The sequence below is a fragment of the Fervidicoccaceae archaeon genome (genome assembly GCA_038878695.1).
Classification (GTDB): domain Archaea; phylum Thermoproteota; class Thermoprotei_A; order Sulfolobales; family Fervidicoccaceae; genus JAVZVD01.
The window spans coordinates 32059-50255 of the sequence record JAVZVD010000001.1 but is presented as its reverse complement, the minus strand read 5'-3'; the positions used below and the strand labels follow the sequence as shown (position 1 = coordinate 50255).

Genomic DNA, 18197 nt, shown 5'->3' with positions numbered 1-18197 from the left:
AGTCGAATCCTCGACGCGAAGCCTATTGTAACTGACCTAGCGAGGTTTATCGCGTTTTTGCGAGACTTCGCCGGGCCTACAAATACTTTCGGCTTACTAGTGATTTATAGGAGTTCGTCCTTTCCTTCGGCGGAGAGGAGCTTGTCGGCGGAGGACCTCGTGGAGAGCGTGATAGGGGCCCCCAGCGTTTTCCGGGACAAATCTGTCCTCTACCCGGAGTATCTTCCCCAGAGGCTGCCTCACCGCGAGAAGCAGTTGAGAGCGCTGGCTCAGGCCTTCAAGCAAGCTCTAGTCTCGCCGGGGTCGGCGAGCCAGAGGGTTGTTCTCGTTGGCGGCTACGGCACGGGTAAGACCGCGACGGCCAGGGTCTTCGGCAAGCTTCTCGAGACGGCGGCCTCGAAGCGAGGGCTGAGTCTCACCTACGTCCACGTCAACTGCTACAAGGCCAGGACCTTTCCCCAAGTTCTCCTGACCATAGCGAGAGAACTGGGCCTCTCCGTGCCCCAGCGAGGGTTGAGTGCGCAGGAGGTCCTAAGGGGTATACTCGACGAGCTGGATAGGAGGAAGCGCCACGCGATAATAGCCCTCGACGAGTTCGACTACTTCCTCTCGGTCAACGCGGGGACTCCATCGATCTACTCGTTGATAAGGCTCTACGATGACGAGCCCGCCCGCCCCAAGAGAGTCCACTTCTTGATGATCACGAGAAGCACTCGTGCGCTCGAGGGGCTCGAGCCCGCCGTGAGCACGTTCTTTCTGAGAAGCGTCGTGGACTTCCCGCCCTACACGTCCAGAGAGCTAAGGGACATACTGAGCGATAGAGCGGCGCTGGCGTTCCATGAGGGCACGGTCGACGAAGAGGTGATAAAGTACGTGGCCTATCTTGAGGGGATAGACGGAGAAGGGGGAGGGAGCGCGAGGACCGCGCTCGAGATATTGGCCCGGGCCGGGGAGAGCGCAGACAGCGCGGGCAGAGGTCACGTCACGATGGACGACGTGAGGAGGGCCCATGTCGTCGTGAAGCCGGAGCTTGCCATGCTTGAGGACACCGTCGCGGCGTTGGACGATCACAAGCTCCTCCTGCTACTCGCCGTGGTCAAATCGCTCAGGGGGTCGGGCGCGCCCTTCGTTAGAATAGGAGACGTGGAGAGGCTCTACAGGGCCCTCTGCGAGAGCTACGGCGTGAGGTCGAGGAGACACACGCAGGTCTACACGCACGTCATGGACCTGAGGAACATGCACGTGGTGCAGACGAAGAGCAGCGGAAAAGGCTATAGGGGCAAGAGCACGCTCGTCGGCGTGAGCGGAGCCCCGCTTGATTTACTCGAGAGGAGACTCGAGGAGTTGCTCGAGAGGAGGGCAGTTGGGCGCGCGGAGCGGCGAGCTCCCACTGAGTAGCCGAGGCAAGGCGAAGATACTGCGCGTGTTATACTCTCTAGGAGAGGTCAACATTACGAGGATCGTGAGGGAGACGCGCCTCAACCACAGAGCAGTCTCGAGGCATTTAAGAGAGATGACCGAGGCGGGGCTGGTGATCGAGAGGACCCTGGGCAGGTCTAAGCTCTACTCGCTCAACTACGCGGACCCCAGAGTCCTGGCTTTGAGAGACGCGCTCGAGGCGCTAGAGGAGGTCGGCTGGACGTGACGCCGCAGGGCTCAGATCTAGAGAGATTGAGGACGGGCGTCGAGGGTTTCGACGAGCTGATCGAGGGGGGGATACCGAGGGGATTCTTCGTAGCTATCGTCGGCGAGCCCGGCTCGGGGAAGACAGTCTTCTGCATACACTTCGCGTGGGCTGGCGTGTCAGACGGTGATAACGTGATCTACGTCACGACCGAAGAGAGCAGAGAGTCGATAATCAGGCAGGCGGCTCAATTCGACATGAACTTCTCCGAGGCTATCGAGAGGGGCAAGCTCATCGTCTTGGACGCCCTCATGAGGGGGAAGGAGGATGAGTGGAGTATCCTCGAGCTAGACGTCGAGCAGCTCGTGGCCAAGGTAATCGAGGCGAAACGGAGAATGGGATACGGCAGAACTAGGCTGGTCGTCGATAGCATGAGCGCGTTCTGGCTCGATAAGCCCGTGGCGGCCAGGAAGCTCAGCTACTATGTCAAGCGAGTGCTGTACAAGTGGGACATGACGGCTCTTCTCGTGTCTCAGTACGCGGTGACGAGCGAGATGGCCTATGGCTTTGGCCTGGAGCACGTGGCCGACGGCATAATCAGGTTCAAGAAGACGATCTCTCAGGGCGTCCTGAAGAGGTATGTATTGGTAGAGAAGATGCGCCAGACCGCTCACGACCTGAGAGTCCACGAGATCGAAATAAGACCGAGGCTCGGCATGAGGGTCCTCAGGCCCACCCCCTACAGAGCCGAGGACCTGAGGATGCCGCGCGAGGTGGCCGAGAAGCTTAGGGAGAGGGCGGCCGACTCGAGGCCCGGCTCCGCCGAGAAGAGCAGATAGCTAGCCCGAGAGGGCCCGAGGGGCCTCCTACCTCGAGCGAGCACCAGCTCCGCCTGCTATCAGCGCTCTAGCGAGCTCCACGGCCTCTCGCGCTATCTTCTCGCCTATGCCCTCCACCCTCGCGATCTCGGAGGGCTGAGCTCTCGCCACGTCCTCGAGGCTCCTGAAGCCAGCGTTGTAAAGTCTGCGAGCCCTCACTCTGCCTATCCCCGGCAGGAGGACCAGCTCGACCAGCTCTTCCTTCACTCCGTATCTGAGCCTCCTCTCCAAGACAGCGTAGCTCTTCCCGAGCTCCTCAGCTCCCGGCAGGAGCTCGGAGATCCTGCGGAACGCGTGCGCGATCCACTCAGCGCTCTCGGCTAGCGCTCTCACGTCGCCCGGACCGACATCGTACTTCTCAACTATGTCGTCCTCTCGGACCTCGTTGATCCAATCGTTGAGCAGCAGCGCGGTCTTGAGCTCCGAGAGTAGAGTCTCCGGGTCTAGCTCCTCTCTATCCTCGTAGCCGACGAGCAGCTCGGGGTAGAGCATGTCGAGTTCCTCCTCGAGCTCTCTCACTTCGCTCCTCCTCAGAATTAGCTTCGGCATGTCGGGCGTCGCCGCGATGAGATGCAGGAGGCCGATGGTCGAGCCCCTCCTCTTCGAGGACCCCCTCGCGAGGAGCAACGCCGAGTACGGGTCCACGTAGACCTCGGACACCCTCTTGCCCAGCCGAGTAGCGGCCAGCTCTCTAGAGCCGAGCTCGACGACGAAGCCATTGTACGACAGGAATTCCAACGTGTTGTCGAGTTCGGCGAGCAGGCCTCTCTCCCCACGTTGCTTAGCGAAGAGGCTGCCCCTCAGGAACGAGACCACCTCCTCTCGCTTGAGAGGCCCCTCGCTGGCGATGTACGCCAGCACGTGCGTTCTGAGAGCTCTCGGCGAGTTCAGCTTGGACTCTATGCTCTCCGGTCTCCCGAGGACGTAGAAGTCGATCAGCTCATCGACGTCGGCTCTCCTCTTGGCCACGAGCACTGCCTCGCCGTACTCGTCGTAGCCAGGTCTTCCGGCTCTACCGGCGAACTGCTTATATTCTATCACTTTTATCGGCGAGCTGCCCTCAATGGAGCTGAACCTCCTGTGGCTCTCTATGACGACCCTCCGTGCGGGCAAATTTACGCCGGCAGCCAGCGTGGACGTGGCGAAGAGCGCCGCGAGGAGGCCCTCCCTGAACGCTCTCTCCACGATCCTCCTCTGCTCCAGAGTGAGGCCGGCGTGGTGGAAGCTGAAGCCTCTCGAGACCACCTCCGCGAGCTTTTCATTAAGCCTCTGAGCGTCGCTGGACTCGGCCAGCTCTCGCGCGAGCTCCCCAAGCTCCGGCGAACGATCGAGAACCATCTTCCTCGAGGCGGCTTCGGCCAACTCCACGGCTCTCCTCCTGCTGTGGACGAAGACGAGAGTCTGACCTCCCTCTCGTAGTGCGTCGTGGACCAAATCCATGATGGGATGCGAGAAGACTCGGGCGACCCGCTTCGTCGATCCGTCTGCGTAGACTATCTCACCGTCGTAGTATATCCCCTCCCTCAGAGGGACGGGCCTCCAGTCGCTTACGACGGTCTCGGCCTCGAGCCACTCTCCGATCTCCTCGGGGTTGCCCACCGTAGCGCTCAGTGCCACGATTTGCGGACCTTCGCCCCGAGCCCTCAATCTCGCCACCAGGCTCTCGAGGACGGGCCCCCTCTCCGGGTCGTCGAGATAGTGCACCTCGTCTATCACGACGAGGTCGACGCTCGAGAACCATTTGGGCTTGTGCCTCAACATGCTATCCATCTTCTCGTAGGTCGTTACGATGACGTCATACTCGTGTAGATAGGGGTCCTCTCTGTCGTAGTCGCCTACCGAGAGGGCGGCTCTCACCCCCAATCGCTTGTACTTCTCAAAGTCCCTGTGCTTCTCGCTCGCTAGAGCCTTGAGCGGGACCAAGTAAACCGTCTTGCTGCGGGCCCTGAGAGCCTTCTCGACCGCCAGGATCTCGGCCAGGAGAGATTTGCCCGAGGCTGTTTGAGCGGCTAGCACGATGCTCTTGCCCTCGAAGATCCCCCGCCTGCACGCCTCCTCTTGGGGCGGGTAGAGCTCGACAATACCGAAGGAGAAGAGGAGCTCTTTGAGCTTGGGGTCCACGGGCAGATCTTCTACTTTCAACTCGCCTACCCCGCTCCTCAGTTAGGGCGGGGTCCTCCCGAAGCACCCAGGCCTCCTCTCGTAAAGCATGCCCTCCCTCGCCATCCTGGTCACGATGTCCTCGAGCTCGGCGGCCTCTATTCCTTCCTCCCTTAGCCTCTCGGTCAGACGCCTCAGCGCGACGCACTCCTCGCCGGATTCCTTGAGGAGCTCCTTTATTGCCTCGTCCACGAGCAGCATCTTCTCTCGTTTGCTCTTCGGCTTGCCGATCACGACGTCTATGTCGGGCACGACCTCGCCCGTCCCACCGGAGATCTGATCCAGGAAGACCTTCATCAGCCTAATGGCTTCGGCCGCGTCCTCCTCTGTGGCCCACTCGCGGAGGGCCATCTTCGCGTGGGCCTCGGTCAATCTGATGAGGGCCTCGAGCTGCCTCGTGGTTATGCTCACGATGCCTCCGCTCTCCGCGCCTATCCTGCGCATCTCTACGAAGAATCTCCTCAGCATCTCGCTCGCCTCCTCGGTGAGCTTCGGCTTCACGTGCCTCCTCGCGTAGCTCACGTACTTCTTGAGGAGATCTATTGGTATTTCCGGCTCGACTTCCTCGGACGCTCTATGGACCTGTAAGACGTGAGCGGCTAGCGAGTCGTCGCGACTCGCGTCCGGCCTGTCCTTTATGATGAAGATCAGGTCGAACCTGCTCAGGATAGTCGTCGGGAGGTTTACGTTGTCTGGGAGGAGCTTCTCGTCTATGTAGCGACCGTACTTAGGATTGCCGGCCGCTATTATGGCCGACCTGGCGTTCAATCTGGCGACTATGCCGGCCTTAGCCACGCTGACCGTCTGCTGCTCCATTGCCTCGTGTATCGCCACTCTGTCCTCGTCTCTCATTTTGTCTATCTCGTCTATGAGGGCTAGACCGCCGTCGGCGAGAACCAGCGCCCCGGCCTCGAGGTAGAACTCGCCTGTCCCCTTTTCCCGCACGACGGCCGCGGTCAGGCCGGCGGCGCTGCTGCCTTTACCGGTCGTATATATGGCTCTCGGAGCTATCCTGCTCACGTACTGCAGCAGCTGACTCTTGGCGGTGCCGGGGTCTCCTATCAAGAGCACGTGCACGTCGCCGCGTATCCTCATGCCGTCGGGGGTCTCCTTCGGGACTCCGCCGAAGAGGGCGAGCGCTATGGCCTCCTTCTCGTCCCACATCCCGTAGATGCCGGGGGCGATGCTGGCGATGATCTTCTTCCTGATCCAGGGATCCTTGGCCAGCTCGAGGATCTTCTGCTCGTCTTCGCGCGTTATCTCCACTTCCTCGAGAGTCTTCTGGCTCACCTCCACGCCGACGCCTTCGATGAAGACGTCGAAGACGGGGGAGCCGATCCTCCTGGCGCCCGTTGGGCTCTTAACTCTCACCACGCCGACCACGGAGACCCTGTCGCCCGGCCTGGCCGCGTCCACGAGCCCCCGAGTTAGGAGCACCTCGACGCTCCTGGGAATCTGCCCGGGCGGGACGTCCTCGGGCCTCTCTTGAATCACCACCTTCTGCCAATCGACGTACTTGCTGCGCTCAGGGACCAATCTCATGGGGCCCGGCTGCAGGCACTTGGGGCAGTAGGGGGGAAGCTCTAGGATTTCTCCCAGTTCGCCCTCGCCGGGCCACTCGAATTCCTCTTCGCAGTCGCGTCGTAGGTGCTTGAAAACCGCTCTCACCATCTTCTGCTTCACGGGGGTCGCTCTCACCATTATGCCCTCGATCATCACGAGCCTCCCCAGCTTATCGCTCTTGATGCTCCTGATCGGTGTCGCTTGAGGAAGCCTGATCACCCTGACGAAGAACTCTTTTACCTCCTCTGCGTACGCCGGGTCAAGGCTCTTCACGACTCCCAGCAAGGCTCTGTGCGCGTAGGGGAGCACTCGATCAGGCTCTCTCTCGAGGCCCGCCGCGAGCCTCTCGTCATAGAACTTCAAGTCCAGGAAGTTAACGACGAGCTCATTGCCTCCGTGGTTGATCATCTCCTTGATCATGTCTATATACTTCCTGACTCCCCCCGGCGACACGTAGTTCCTGAAGAACGACCTGAAGCCCGCCTCGTAGTCCGCGACCCCCGCCTCCACGGCCTGGGGTTGCTCGCGCAAACCGCCTATCGACCTCCTCTGCTCGCGACTCTGCTCCACTCAGCTACCAACGAGCTGACCCGCTCGTACAGCTCAAGCTCCTCGGGCGCGAGCCTGGCCTTGAGCTCGGAAGCTCCGCGAGGAGCGATGACGAGGTCGAGGATGCTCGCCAATCTCTTCTCGGCCACCTCAGAGAGGCACTCCTCTACTCTCCTCCTCTCCTCGAGCAGCCTGTAATCAGGCGAGCTCTTGAGGCGGACCTCGAGCACCTCGAGGTACTCGGCGGCGAGCCTGTAGAAGTCCTCGGGGAGCTTCTGAATCTCGCTTAGCGACCTCCTCTCCATCTCACGGTAGTGTACTCTCAGCAGGTCCTCGACGCTGAACCTATCGAGCAATCTGACCACGGCCCCCCTCTCCTCGAGCGCTCTGGCCATCCAGCGAGGCAGCTCCACTCTCTCGCCGCGCTTTGCCGAGACTATCGATCCGCTGGGCAGCCTGAGAGGCCCGACGTCCCTCAGAGCCATGACGCGGACCGGGGCTCTATCGAAGGCCGCTCTGAGCAACTCGAGAGAGCTCGTCAGCTCGCTCATTCGGCTCAATTCCTCTTCCCTCCTCTGATGGCTCCGCTTAAATAGCATTAGACGCGCAGACTTACGAGCGGAAGAGGTGAAGAGCTCTCAATGAGCGAGGGCGCTGAGCTGTTCCACGTCCTCTGGACCGAGAAGTACAGGCCCAGGACCCTAGACGAAATAGTAGATCAAGAGGAGACGGTGGTCAGACTCAAGAAGTTCGTGCGCGAGAAGAACGCCCCCCATATGCTGTTCGCAGGGCCCCCCGGCACCGGTAAGACCACGGCCGCTCTGGCCTTCGCTCGCGACCTCTACGGCGAGGACTATAGGAAGTATCTCCTGGAGCTGAACGCCTCTGATGAAAGAGGCATAGACACGATCAGGGTCAAGGTGAAGGAGTTCGCTAGGACCAGAGCCTCCGGGCCCGTGCCCTTCAAGCTGATCGTGCTCGACGAGGCCGACAACATGACGGCCGACGCCCAGCAGGCTCTCCGCAGGATCATGGAGATATTCACGCCGACCAGCAGGTTCATCCTCATAGCTAACTACTCTAGCAAGATAATAGAGCCGATACAGTCGAGGACCGCCCTCTTCAGGTTCACGCCGCTCAGGAGAGAGCACGTGGTGGAGAGGCTCAGGATGATAGCGGAGCGTGAGGGCGTGAGCTACGATGAGAGAGCGCTCGAGGCCATATATGAAATAAGCGAAGGAGACCTGAGGAGGGCCATAAACGTCCTCCAGGCCTCGAGCGCTCTGGGGCGCGTTACCGTCGAGGCCGTCTATAAAGTGGTCGGGCTGGCCCACCCGAAGGAGATAAAGGAGATGCTGAGGCTCGCGCTTCGGGGAGACTTCATCGCGGCGCGTGACAAGCTGAGGAAGCTCATGATAGAGTACGGCCTCAGCGGGATCGACGTGATAAAGCAGGTCCACGGGGAGATCTTCAAGTCCGACTCGGACTTATCGGACGAGGTCAGGGTATTAATAGCGGATTACGTGGGCGAGATCCAGTTCAGGATGATCGAAGGAGCTGACGACGAGATTCAGCTCAGCGCATTCCTGGCCTGGCTCTCTCTCCTGGGCAAGAGGCTTGGCTCGGCGAAGTGAGCGCCTTGTCGAGCGACGGGAACCTGCCGTGGATCATCAAGTATAGGCCGAGGAGGCTCGATGACTACGTCGATCAGGAGGAGGCTAAGGCGCAGTTCGTGAGCTGGATCAAGGACTGGCTGAGAGGCTCTATCCCGAGCAAGAGAGCGGTCCTGCTCTATGGGCCTCCGGGCGTTGGTAAGACTTCTCTCGTCGAGGCCGTGGCGGGAGAGCTGGGGTTAGAAGTGCACGAGATGAATGCCAGCGACTTCAGGAGGAGGGAGGACATCGAGAGGTCGGCGGCGCGAGCAGCTCGCTCCGCGACTCTGAGTGGGAGGCCGAGGCTGGTACTGATCGATGAGGTCGATGGCATGAGCGGCGCAGCCGATAAGGGAGGGTTAGAGGCTCTCGTTCGGTTGATCGAGACGACGAGGCACCCCCTGGTCCTCACGGCGAATGACCCCTGGCGCCAAGACCTCAAGCCCTTGAGAGACTCGACTCTCATGATCCAGCTCAAGAAGCTCAAGCAGAGAGACGTGGTGGAGGCCCTGAGGAGGATATGTCAGCGCGAGAGAATCCGTTGCGAGGACTCGGCTCTCGCTCTGCTTCACGATAAGAACTCGGGAGACCTGAGATCTTGCATAAACGATCTGCAAGCCCTGGCCGAGACCTACGGCGAGATAACGGAGGAGCTCGTGAGGACGCAGGTCTTCTATCGGGACAGAGAGCTCGACCCCTTCGATACCGTGAGGACCATACTGACGGCGAGATATCTGTGGCAAAGCCGCTCGGCCGTCACGCACAGCAGGCTGGACCACGACTCCCTCATAGAGTGGCTCAGCGAGAACGCCCCTCTCCAATTGACGGACCCGGAAGACCTCTACAGAGCCTTCGAGGCTCTATCGCGAGCGGACGTGTACAGGGGGCTGATAGTGAGGACGGGCTCGTGGGATCTCCTGGCTCACGTGATAAACATGCTGGGCCCCGCCGTCACTCTCTCTAGGAGGAACACGAAGTTCAAGTGGGTCGCCTACAGGTTCCCCCAAAAGATAAAGATGCTTTCGGAGCTCAGGAGAGCGCGCGAAGCTCTGCAGTCGGCGGCCAAAAAGATAGCAGAGCAGGCGCACGTTTCGACGAGGACCGCGCTATCCGAGTACATCCCAATGATTAGGGCCGCCCACGCGATAGATAGCACGTGGGCTGCCTACATTATGAAGCGGCTGGGCCTGAGCCCCGAGGAGGCCTCGGTCGTGGTCGGAGACCCCGAGGCTGCCTCGCTCGTCGAGTTGAAGCTCACCGAGCTCGAGAAGAGGATAGCGGAGAAAAGGGGCTCAGCACCTCGGGCGAGGCCTCGAGGAAAGAAATGAGGTCATCAAGCAGATCTCCGCCGCGGAAGACGCGGCTCAGCTTAGCTCGAGGATCGAGAACTCGGAGCGCGATCGGGTACTTCACCCCGACCAGAAAGAGCCTCGAGCCCTCGGCTTCGCCGGGCCTCCATAGCTCGGCGTGGGCTCGAAAGCCGGTGCCGCACCGATAGCTCCTCGCGAAGTGCGCGAGCCTCCTAACGTAGTGAATCGGGAAGCTCTCCCCTCTAACCCATAAGAAGACCCTTCTACCCTCGGCCTTCACCTCGATCCTTAGGATCCTCCTCTCGAAGTAGCCCTCTCTAGGTCGCTTGAGCCAATCCTTGTAAAGCACCGAGTGGTCGCGCAGCGCGGTGAAGATTGAGAGGACGGAGTTGAGCTCTCGGAGGTCGGCGCATTCGTAGTTGGAGGCCTCGTCGACATAGACGTAGTCCCTCCAGAGAGCCCAGCGCCTAGCGTGGAACTCGGGCGGGGCCTCCTCGCTCGCTGCCCACACTCCGATCCTCTCCGACGAGCCCTCGATCCTCTCCACGAGCTCCTTCAGGGAGCACTCGCTCCGCGCCAAGAAGCTCAGTGTCTGCCACAGAGCGCTGACTCCTCTGTCTGTTCTGCTGGAGTAGCTGTAGAGGAGACCTCCCTCGGGCTCGCAGCCCGAGATCGCGCTCAACACAACGGACTCGACCGTAGGAAGGCCGGGCTGCCTCTGATAGCCGAAGAACGCCGAGCCGTCGTAGAGGAGAGCGAGCACCACCCTGCGGGACTTTCCAGCCAAGTCACGAGCCCTCCGTTACCGGCTAGTTCAGGGTATCAGCATCCTAATGGTTGCCTGCGCCAGCGGCAATACCCCTCAATCCCAAGAGCACGGTGGCGAACGCCATGGCGACGACGGCGAGCCTCAGGCCTCCGCTCAGAGGCGGAGCCTCTCCCGTCCCCTCGGTGAAGACTTCGCGGACCACTCTAGCGTAATAGAAGCTCGATATCCCGCTGTTGACTACAGCGACCAACACGAGGGCCGAAGAGTAGCCGAGGGCTAACTGGTAAGTGTAGTTTCCCCCAGAAGCTCGCGAGGGGTGGCACGCCGAGCAGGCTGAGCGATAGGACGGCCAGCGCTACGTCAGCTGCCGGACCGCGCTTGTAATAACCTCGGAGCCTCTCGAGCCTCGAGGCCCCTCCCCAATGATTAGGAGGGTCCCGGGCTTAGAGAGCGCATAAGCCGTCAGATGTATCAGAGCGGCTGTGAGAGCGTAAGAGGCCATGCTCGTGTCACGCTCATCCCCGAGAGATAGATGGTACAGAGCGGCAGTTGTGGCGAGCATGAGATAGCCGACGTGGGCTATGCTGCTGTAGGCGAGGATTCTGTAGAGGTTCCTCGAGGCGAGAGCCGCTACGTTGCCAAAGGTCATGGTGAAGGCGGAGAGGAGAGCTGCCGCGGCCACTCTCGGGCTGCCAACGGGACCATCTCGACCTTCATGACGGTCCTGTAGCACAGCGCTGCTATCGACGCCGCCACTACCACCTCGGCCGAGGCCAATAGCACGGCCATAACGGCGTAGAGGCCGGTGGGCTCGGGGACCGGGGCCCCCACGCTCACCAGCATTAGGAGAGCTCCATTGAACAGGACCTCGACCCTTAGCGATGTCTTCAGCAGAGACCTGGTGGTGAGCATTCGCGGCGACGCCAAGTTCCAGGAGCGCCGCTACGGTCAGCTCAATGAAGAGGAGACGAGATGCCGCGAGCACCTCGCCGGTCGACCGAGCTAACCGTCAGACCTCTTTTTACCTCACGCCACACTTCTTTCTCTTCTCGACGCGAGCAGCGCCTCTATCGTGCTGGTCAGAGCGACGACCACCAGGAGGACCGCCGCGATCCGGCGCTCACGGAGTACTGCTCAAATCTCTCGAACTCGGCCCCCTCCTCGAGGGGTCGATCGACCTTGTAAAGGAGCCAGACGACAAGGGCTAGTGGCGCGATGAGGAAGAGCAAGACGCCCGCGTATGCGGCCAGGGCCTCGAGCAATATAACAGTGATTCTCCTCGGAGCGAGCCGCATTTAGAGTGTCAAGTATCTAACTGAACCAAAACTCAGAGCGCGAACCTCGGACCGAGAGGATCGCGCGATCTTGGGGGAACTATGACCAGCTCTCTAGAATCCGTTGAGCTCTCCGCTTCTCAGCCTCTCCTCGACGAATCTCAGGAATCTCTCGCGGTCGCCTAGCCGACCTATCATCGTTTTGTAGTAATTCTCCACGGCCTTCACGTAAAAGCGCCCCAGACCTCTCACCGATGCCATCACGGCCTCCCCGGCCTCCTTTCCGACCCTTAGCTTGGGAATTCTGAGCGCGCTGGCCTCGCCCAGACGGATCTCCCTGCCCTCATTGAACGAGAATTCGACGGATGAGAGTAGAGAACAGTAGACCGAGATGAGGAGACAAGTGGCCGCCAGCACCGGGACCACCAGAGCGTCCCAATCCTCCGTGGCCGGCAGCGCCAGCCTGAAGCTGTACCTTCCGCCCGCCAGTCTGGCCTCGAGCGAGGCGAGCGGCAGGATCCTCTCGAGCCTCATGTAAGTTGACAGCTTGAGCTCAGACTCGCGGTCCCTGAGCCTCGTACCAGTGACGCCGTAGCGCCCTCGGACCTCCTCGTTGAGGAGAAATCTGTAGGCCTCGGCGTAGATCTCGCTTAGAAAGAGCGCCCCCTCTCGCGAATCAATTGGCCTGCTACCCTCTTCTCCGAGGATCGAGGCGAGAGCTTCCATCGGCTCCACTCCCTCGGAGATCATAGACGACAACCTCTCGCGCCCGTCGAAGAGCCCGGAGAGCACGAGCTCGGCCGGGCTGACCACGTAGAATCTCTTGCCCCTCTTCAACAGTAGGGGCCTCTCGATGAGGTCCGAGAGCCTGAGGCGGAGCTCCTCGGCCACGGAGGCTAAGGCGAGAGAGAGCTCGTAAACCCAGTCGAGCTCGCCGAGCCTCTGGGCAGACTCCACGGCCTCGCGCGTTTTGCGCCGAGCCTCGAGCGAGCCGCCCCAATCTGCCGCCTCTTCCAGCCCCCGCTCCACGAGTGAGAGGAAGAGAGCCTCGGCGAAGTAGCTCGCCAGGGGGAGCCTCTCGCCCGACAGCGCGGCGAAGTGAACCGGGGCGAACACTCTATTGAAGATCCCCAGCCTGTAGAGGTGAGACCTCCTCGAGACGTGGGCTCGCCGCTCGTGCGACACGATCTCGTTCCTTAGTTCGAGCGGCTCTTCCTCGAGCGCGTCGAGCGGAGGAGCGGTGAGAACGCTCCTGGCCTCTACGAGCGAGCTCAGGCGCTCGACTTGGTTCTCTAGCGCCGCCAGCCACCAGCCGGCCACGCGCTCCAGCTCCTCGTGTTCAATGACAACGCTCCCCTTCCCCATCTCTGCGAGGCCTACTCCCACGAGTGGAGGAGCTATGGAGAGGTGGTCGAGGTTCCGCTCGAGAAACATCGGGTCACCGACCGCTTCCTCCAATGGGAACTCGCGCAAATAAGGCTCGCTGGGCAGTTATGGGCCGGTGCGAGCTGTGCCTCTGCTGGAGGTGCGTGACCTCAGCGTATGCATCGGCGACTTGGCCATAGTTAAAGGGGTCTCGTTCTCCGTGGAGCCGGGCGAGATCCATGTGATAATGGGCCCCAATGGATCCGGGAAGTCCACGCTGCTCTCGTGCCTGATGGGTCTACCTCGAGTGAGACCGTGTGGTGGGGCGATATTCTTCGACGGGAGAGATGTCACGCGGTCCCCCCCGCACGAGAGGGCATCGCTGGGCATGGTGCTCGCCCACCAGAGTCCTCCCCAGATAAGGGGGGTCAAGCTCGCCGAGATCGCCAAAGCTCTCGTCAGGAGGTGCGGCTGCTCCGACTACACGCTAGCTGCGAGGATGCTTAACGTCGAAGGGCTGTTGGGCCGCGACCTCTTCGTCGGCTTCAGCGGAGGAGAGAAGAAGAGGGCGGAGCTCTTCCTCTCCATGCTCCTCGCGCCCAGGCTGGCCATGTTGGACGAGCCGGACAGCGGAGTAGACCTAGAGAGCATGGAGCTGATCGCCGAGACCATTAACTACTTGGCGAGAAGAGGCACCTCGGTGATACTCGTGACTCACTTGGGCAATATTCTCAGCAAACTATCGAGGCTCGACTACGTGCACATAATGCTCGAAGGCGCGCTCATCTACACGGGGAGACCCGACGAGGTCCTCCCCCTCGTGCTAAAGCTGGGCTTCAAGAGGGCCCTATCGGAGCTGAGAGCGCGGAGAGGAGAGGCCTCTTGAGGAAGCCGAGCTCCGAGGTTCTAAAGAAACCCGCTCCCTACGGCCCCGACATAGACTTGGAGGCCTACGAGGTTGGTAAGCCCGAGGTGGGGGGACCCGAGAGCGCGCCCCCTTCTATCTTGGGCACGGCCCCGGAGCGCCTCGGCATCGACGCGTCGAGGGCCAGCTACGTCCAAGTCAACGAACTGGCGCTCTATAAAGCCATGGAGCGCTCCTTAGCGAGATACGGAGTGCGCGTGATCCCTCTGGCCCTCGCCCTCAGAGATTCGGGGCTCGCGCGCGAGCTAGCGTGGCGCATCGTCGACCCGGAGACCGATAAATATACGGCCTACGCGTACGAGCACGGAGGGGAGCTCGGCTACTTCATCTTCGTGCCGCCGGGGACCAAGCTCCCCACCCCCATATACTCTTGTCTGGCGATAACGTCGAATAGGAGAGCTCAGCTAGCTCATAACGTAATCTACGTAGGGGAGAGCTCAGAAGTCCACGTAGTCACTGGCTGTGCCGTCCCTCACGGAGTCAGAGAAGGTCTCCACATCGGCGTGAGCGAGTTCTACGTGGGTCGAGGAGCTCGCTTGACCTTCTCCATGATACATGCCTGGGCGGAGGGCCTCCACGTGAGGCCCAGGACCGCGGTGAAAGTGGAGGAGGGGGGAGAATTCGTGAGCTATTACGTCATATACAGCCCCGTAGCCTCCCTCCAGACCTTCCCGAGGGTGGAGCTCGAGAGGAGCGCCAGGCTCTACTCGGCCTCAGTGATCGCTGGCAGCGGGAGCGGAATCTACGACGTTGGCTCGAAGGCGGTGCTCGCCGGGGAAGGCTCGTCGGCCGAGATAATCTCGAGAGTCGTTGCTCGAGACAACTCGAGGGTCTTTTCTAGAGCGGAGATCGTCGGGAAGGGGCGCGAAACGCGCGGCCACGTCGAGTGCCTGGGTCTCCTCCTCTCTAGGGGTAGCGCTATCACGTCTATCCCCGAGATAACTTCTGAGTCCCTCGAGGCCAGGCTATCCCACGAGGCGGCCATAGGGATGCTCGCTCAGGAGGAGCTGGAGTACCTGATGAGCAAGGGCTTCTCCGAGGATGAGGCAAAGTCCGTTCTGGTGAGAGGCTTCATGAGCGTCGAGGCCCCGGGCATTCCATCGGTCGTGCGCGCCGAGATCGACAAGATCCTCGACTTAATCGCTGCCCACGCCGTGGGATGAGGAGCTTCTTGGCTCGGAGCTGAGCGTCACGATGAGAGCGCGAGAACACGCGGAGGGAGCTCTTAGGCGGCGAGTTGAGCTCCGCCTCCTCAATTACTCGCGCGGCGATCTCGTATTGAGGGTGGAGCCCTCGCTGTGTAAAGGCTGCATGCTGTGCGTCGAGGCGTGTCCTCAGGGCGTCCTGGAAGAGTCGCCAAGCAGAGTTAACAGCCGCGGCTACGCTCTGCCCGAGCCCCTGCGCCTCGATAAGTGTACGGGTTGCAGGCTCTGCGAGATGCTATGCCCGGACTTCGCAATCGAAGTAGACGCGAGCGGGGGGGCGCGTTGAGGCTCTCGCGCCTGAGTCGCCTTCCTTTCCCAGCGGGAACGCGAGACTTCGTCCAAGGCAACGAGGCCGTGGTCAGAGCTGCCATAATGGCCGGCTGTAGATTCTTCGCCGGCTACCCAATAACGCCCGCCAATGAGATACTTGAGAACATGATGAGGCTCATGCCTCTAGTCGGAGGCGTGGCTCTGCAGCTCGAGGATGAAATCGCAGCTCTAGCTGCGGCGATCGGAGCCTCTTGGACCGGAGTCAAGTCTATGACCGCCACGAGTGGTCCCGGTTTCAGCCTCATGATGGAGGGGCTCGGCTACGCCGTGATGACGGAGACGCCAGTTGTCGTAGTTGACGTGCAACGCGGAGGACCTTCGACCGGTCAACCGACGATGTCGTCTCAAGGAGATCTCCTCCAAGCCGTCTGGGGACTCCACGGCGATCAGAGCAAAATTGTTCTCTCTCCTTGGAGCGCGCAGGAGGCGTTCGATTTAACCATCGAGGCTTTCAATCTCTCCGAGGAGTATCGAGTCCCCGTGATCTTGCTAATGGACGGGGAGGTGGCGCGACTGAGGGAACTCGTCAAAATACCCGAGCCCGACGAGCTTGAGGTGAAGTACAGAGCTGTGGCGAGCCCCGAGCAGGCCTCATTGCCTTACTTCGATTGGCTTGACACGAAGGTCCCCCCCATGCCGCTCCTCGGTCGCGGTCACGCCGTCCATGTCACCGGGCTCACGCATGATGAGAGAGGATATCCAATGACCAACGAGCCCGAGATTCACGAGAAGCTTGTGAGAAGGCTAGTGGAGAAGATAGAAGGCAACGCGAGGAAGATCTTCTCCTACGACGCTTTGGAGCTAGAGGAAGCCGAGGTGGTCGTGGTAGCGTACGGGATAGCGGCCAGGTCGGCAGCGGAGGCCGTTAGAATCCTCAGGCGCAACGGAGTGAGAGCAGGCCTTCTGAGGCTAAAGACTCTGTGGCCCATCGATGGCGAGGTGCTTCGAAGAGCTTTGAGCGACCGCGAGAAGGTGGTCGTTGTCGAAATGAGCTTGGGGCAGCTGCATAGGCTGATAAGGCTCCACACGTGCTGCGATTCTCACCTCATCTCGGTCTGCTCCCTCGGGGGGAAGTTGCCGGAGCCCGAAGATATAGCGAGGGCGGCCAGCTCTTGAGGCTGCGAGATTTGGCCCTGAGCTCCTCTCTCAAGCGAAGATTCCTGCGCGAGGACAGACTCCCGACGATCTTCTGCGCTGGCTGCGGCATAGGCACGGTCTTGAAGTACGTGCTTCACGCGATAGACTTAGCGGAGCTCGACCCGAAGAGGCTTGTCTGGATAAGCGGCATAGGTTGCTCCTCTAGAGTGACCGGCTACGTAAAATTCGACAGTCTTCATACAACGCACGGCCGAGCTCTAGCCTTCGCCACGGGCGTGAAGCTGGCTAGGCCCGACCTGGAGGTGTTAGTGTTCGCTGGCGACGGGGACCTGGCCGCCATTGGCGGGAACCACCTCTTCCACGCGGCTAGGAGGAACTTAGACGTCGTGGTGGTGGTCGTGAACAACTTCAACTACGGCATGACTGGCGGACAGACCGGGCCCACCACTCCGACTCACTGTGCGACAACGAGCGCTCCTCGCGGCAACTTCGAGAGGCCCACTGACTTAGTCGCGCTCGTCGCGGCGGCCGGTGCGAACTACGCGGCCAGGTGGACCTTCCTAGATTACGTCTCCGGAATCAACAGCTTACTCAAGGCCTTCAAGAAGAAGCGCGGCTTCAGGTTGGTGGAATTCGTAACGCCCTGTCCCACGTACTTCGGGAGGCTCAATGGCCTCAAGAGCCTCGGCGATTTCTCGGCATGGTTGAGGAAGAACTTCGCGCTTCCATCGGAAGAGCCAGCCGGGAGGATGAGGCTCGGCGAGTTAGCCGACAGGGACGAGCCGGGCTTCGTGGAAAGCTACTTCAGACACGCCATGAGCGCGATTAGCGAAGAGCTCGCGGGGAAGAGCAGGCCTTGAGAGTCGAAGTTCTCTTCGGGGGTCGAGGAGGTCAGGGAGTAATCTTTGCGGGCCTTCTGCTAGCCAGAGCAGCAGCGCTCTACGAAGGTCTACACGCTGTGCACTCTCAGCTCTACGGTCCCGAGGCTCGAGGCGGAGTTAGCAGAAGCGACGTCGTGATCAGCGACGAGCCGATAACGTATCCGAGAGTGAGGAGAGCCAACGTCTTGGTTCTGCTCTCTCAGGAGGCTTACGAGAAGTATGCACACATCGCAGCGGAGGACTCGCTGATATTGATAGAACGGAGCTTGGTCGAGGCGACGGGGGCCCGCTTCGAGGCCGAGGGGCCGAAGATCGTGAGTGAAGACCTCATATCGACAGCGCTCGAGGCAGCCGGAACCCGCTCGGCGATCAACGTGGTGGCCGTCGGCTACGTGGCATCGGCGACTGACCTGGTCAGGCTGAGCTCTCTCGAGGAGGCGCTGAAGGACCTGCTCGTTCGCCAAAGCTCCTCTCTCGAGCGGAACCTCAAGGCGCTGAGAGCAGGGGCCGAGCTCGCTAAAAAGAGTGGAGGCCCTCGGGAGCGAGCTCGTAATATTATATCGTAATATTATATATTGTGAGGTTCCGCTCGAGAATGATGATTTTTCGAGTCT

At 60.8% G+C, this 18197-nt stretch carries 20 protein-coding genes; 11 read left to right on the top strand and 9 right to left on the bottom strand.

Annotated features, from left to right (window positions below; translation table 11 throughout):
• Positions 1-141: 141 nt before the first annotated feature.
• Genes QXU97_00270 through QXU97_00260 form a run of 3 tightly spaced genes read left to right on the top strand, consistent with a single transcriptional unit; the run spans position 142 to position 2463 of the window.
• Complete coding sequence (locus QXU97_00270) at positions 142-1398, top strand: ORC1-type DNA replication protein (protein ID MEM4035047.1); 1257 nt, start codon at positions 142-144, stop codon at positions 1396-1398.
• Positions 1364-1645, top strand: a complete 282-nt coding sequence (locus tag QXU97_00265) for a winged helix-turn-helix domain-containing protein (GenBank protein MEM4035046.1) — start codon at positions 1364-1366, stop codon at positions 1643-1645. Before QXU97_00270 ends, QXU97_00265 begins: the two co-directional genes overlap by 35 nt.
• Positions 1642-2463: a KaiC domain-containing protein gene (locus tag QXU97_00260; protein MEM4035045.1), complete on the top strand. Its 822-nt coding sequence runs from the start codon at positions 1642-1644 to the stop codon at positions 2461-2463. Before QXU97_00265 ends, QXU97_00260 begins: the two co-directional genes overlap by 4 nt.
• Before the next feature lie 27 nt (positions 2464-2490).
• Here QXU97_00260 and QXU97_00255 read toward each other — a convergent pair whose 3' ends face one another.
• From QXU97_00255 to QXU97_00245, 3 genes are read right to left on the bottom strand one after another with little or no spacing between them, the layout of a single operon-like run.
• Complete coding sequence (locus QXU97_00255) at positions 2491-4644, bottom strand: DEAD/DEAH box helicase (GenBank protein ID MEM4035044.1); 2154 nt, start codon at positions 4642-4644, stop codon at positions 2491-2493.
• Between the two features lie 21 nt (positions 4645-4665).
• The gene (locus QXU97_00250; protein MEM4035043.1) at positions 4666-6756 is read right to left on the bottom strand and encodes a minichromosome maintenance protein MCM; all 2091 of its coding nucleotides are present in this window, start codon (positions 6754-6756) and stop codon (positions 4666-4668) included.
• A 5-nt stretch (positions 6757-6761) separates the two neighbouring features.
• Positions 6762-7325: a hypothetical protein gene (locus QXU97_00245; protein ID MEM4035042.1), complete on the bottom strand. Its 564-nt coding sequence runs from the start codon at positions 7323-7325 to the stop codon at positions 6762-6764.
• Between the two features lie 90 nt (positions 7326-7415).
• On the opposite strand from QXU97_00245, the gene QXU97_00240 reads away from it, so the two are divergent.
• Entirely contained in the window at positions 7416-8408 is a 993-nt protein-coding gene (locus tag QXU97_00240) for a replication factor C small subunit (GenBank protein MEM4035041.1), read from the top strand.
• The gene (locus tag QXU97_00235) at positions 8405-9754 is read left to right on the top strand and encodes a replication factor C large subunit (GenBank protein ID MEM4035040.1); all 1350 of its coding nucleotides are present in this window, start codon (positions 8405-8407) and stop codon (positions 9752-9754) included. The genes QXU97_00240 and QXU97_00235 overlap by 4 nt, the downstream gene beginning before the upstream one ends.
• Here QXU97_00235 and QXU97_00230 read toward each other — a convergent pair.
• The 6 genes from QXU97_00230 to QXU97_00205 all read right to left on the bottom strand — a co-directional run bounded on the left by QXU97_00230 (position 9681) and on the right by QXU97_00205 (position 13252).
• Positions 9681-10523 (bottom strand): hypothetical protein, encoded by an 843-nt coding sequence (locus QXU97_00230; GenBank protein ID MEM4035039.1) that lies wholly within the window; start codon positions 10521-10523, stop codon positions 9681-9683. The two genes, QXU97_00235 and QXU97_00230, sit on opposite strands and share 74 nt — an antisense overlap.
• 43 nt (positions 10524-10566) lie before the next feature.
• Positions 10567-10758 carry a hypothetical protein gene (locus QXU97_00225; protein ID MEM4035038.1) on the bottom strand — a complete coding sequence of 64 codons (192 nt, stop codon included), beginning with the start codon at positions 10756-10758 and terminating at the stop codon, positions 10567-10569.
• Positions 10759-10860: 102 nt separating this feature from the next.
• Positions 10861-11187: a proton-conducting transporter membrane subunit gene (locus QXU97_00220; GenBank protein MEM4035037.1), complete on the bottom strand. Its 327-nt coding sequence runs from the start codon at positions 11185-11187 to the stop codon at positions 10861-10863.
• A complete protein-coding gene (locus QXU97_00215; GenBank protein MEM4035036.1) occupies positions 11151-11432 on the bottom strand; it encodes a hypothetical protein in 282 nt (93 codons plus the stop codon). The genes QXU97_00220 and QXU97_00215 overlap by 37 nt, the downstream gene beginning before the upstream one ends.
• 152 nt (positions 11433-11584) lie before the next feature.
• On the bottom strand, positions 11585-11767 hold the full coding sequence (locus tag QXU97_00210; GenBank protein MEM4035035.1) for a hypothetical protein: 183 nt from the start codon (positions 11765-11767) through the stop codon (positions 11585-11587).
• A 126-nt stretch (positions 11768-11893) separates the two neighbouring features.
• Positions 11894-13252, bottom strand: a complete 1359-nt coding sequence (locus tag QXU97_00205) for a hypothetical protein (GenBank protein ID MEM4035034.1) — start codon at positions 13250-13252, stop codon at positions 11894-11896.
• A 37-nt stretch (positions 13253-13289) separates the two neighbouring features.
• Between QXU97_00205 and QXU97_00200 the strand changes: the two genes are divergently transcribed.
• From QXU97_00200 to QXU97_00175, 6 genes are all read left to right on the top strand, one after another.
• Positions 13290-14030, top strand: coding sequence for an ATP-binding cassette domain-containing protein (locus QXU97_00200; protein ID MEM4035033.1), 741 nt, complete (start codon positions 13290-13292; stop codon positions 14028-14030).
• The gene (locus tag QXU97_00195) at positions 14027-15232 is read left to right on the top strand and encodes a SufD family Fe-S cluster assembly protein (protein MEM4035032.1); all 1206 of its coding nucleotides are present in this window, start codon (positions 14027-14029) and stop codon (positions 15230-15232) included. The genes QXU97_00200 and QXU97_00195 overlap by 4 nt, the downstream gene beginning before the upstream one ends.
• Positions 15233-15353: 121 nt before the next feature.
• Complete coding sequence (locus QXU97_00190) at positions 15354-15560, top strand: 4Fe-4S binding protein (GenBank protein ID MEM4035031.1); 207 nt, start codon at positions 15354-15356, stop codon at positions 15558-15560.
• Positions 15557-16720 (top strand): 2-oxoacid:acceptor oxidoreductase subunit alpha, encoded by a 1164-nt coding sequence (locus QXU97_00185; GenBank protein ID MEM4035030.1) that lies wholly within the window; start codon positions 15557-15559, stop codon positions 16718-16720. The genes QXU97_00190 and QXU97_00185 overlap by 4 nt, the downstream gene beginning before the upstream one ends.
• Positions 16717-17562, top strand: a complete 846-nt coding sequence (locus QXU97_00180) for a thiamine pyrophosphate-dependent enzyme (protein ID MEM4035029.1) — start codon at positions 16717-16719, stop codon at positions 17560-17562. The genes QXU97_00185 and QXU97_00180 overlap by 4 nt, the downstream gene beginning before the upstream one ends.
• Positions 17559-18149 (top strand): 2-oxoacid:acceptor oxidoreductase family protein, encoded by a 591-nt coding sequence (locus QXU97_00175; GenBank protein MEM4035028.1) that lies wholly within the window; start codon positions 17559-17561, stop codon positions 18147-18149. Before QXU97_00180 ends, QXU97_00175 begins: the two co-directional genes overlap by 4 nt.
• The last annotated feature ends 48 nt before the right edge of the window (positions 18150-18197 follow it).

Excerpts from the sequence above, each read along its gene's own strand:
- QXU97_00245 (MEM4035042.1), bottom strand. The coding sequence starts at position 7,325 with ATGAGCGAGCTGACGAGCTCTCTCGAGTTGCTCAGAGCGGCCTTCGAT.
- QXU97_00240 (MEM4035041.1), top strand. The coding sequence starts at position 7,416 with ATGAGCGAGGGCGCTGAGCTGTTCCACGTCCTCTGGACCGAGAAGTAC.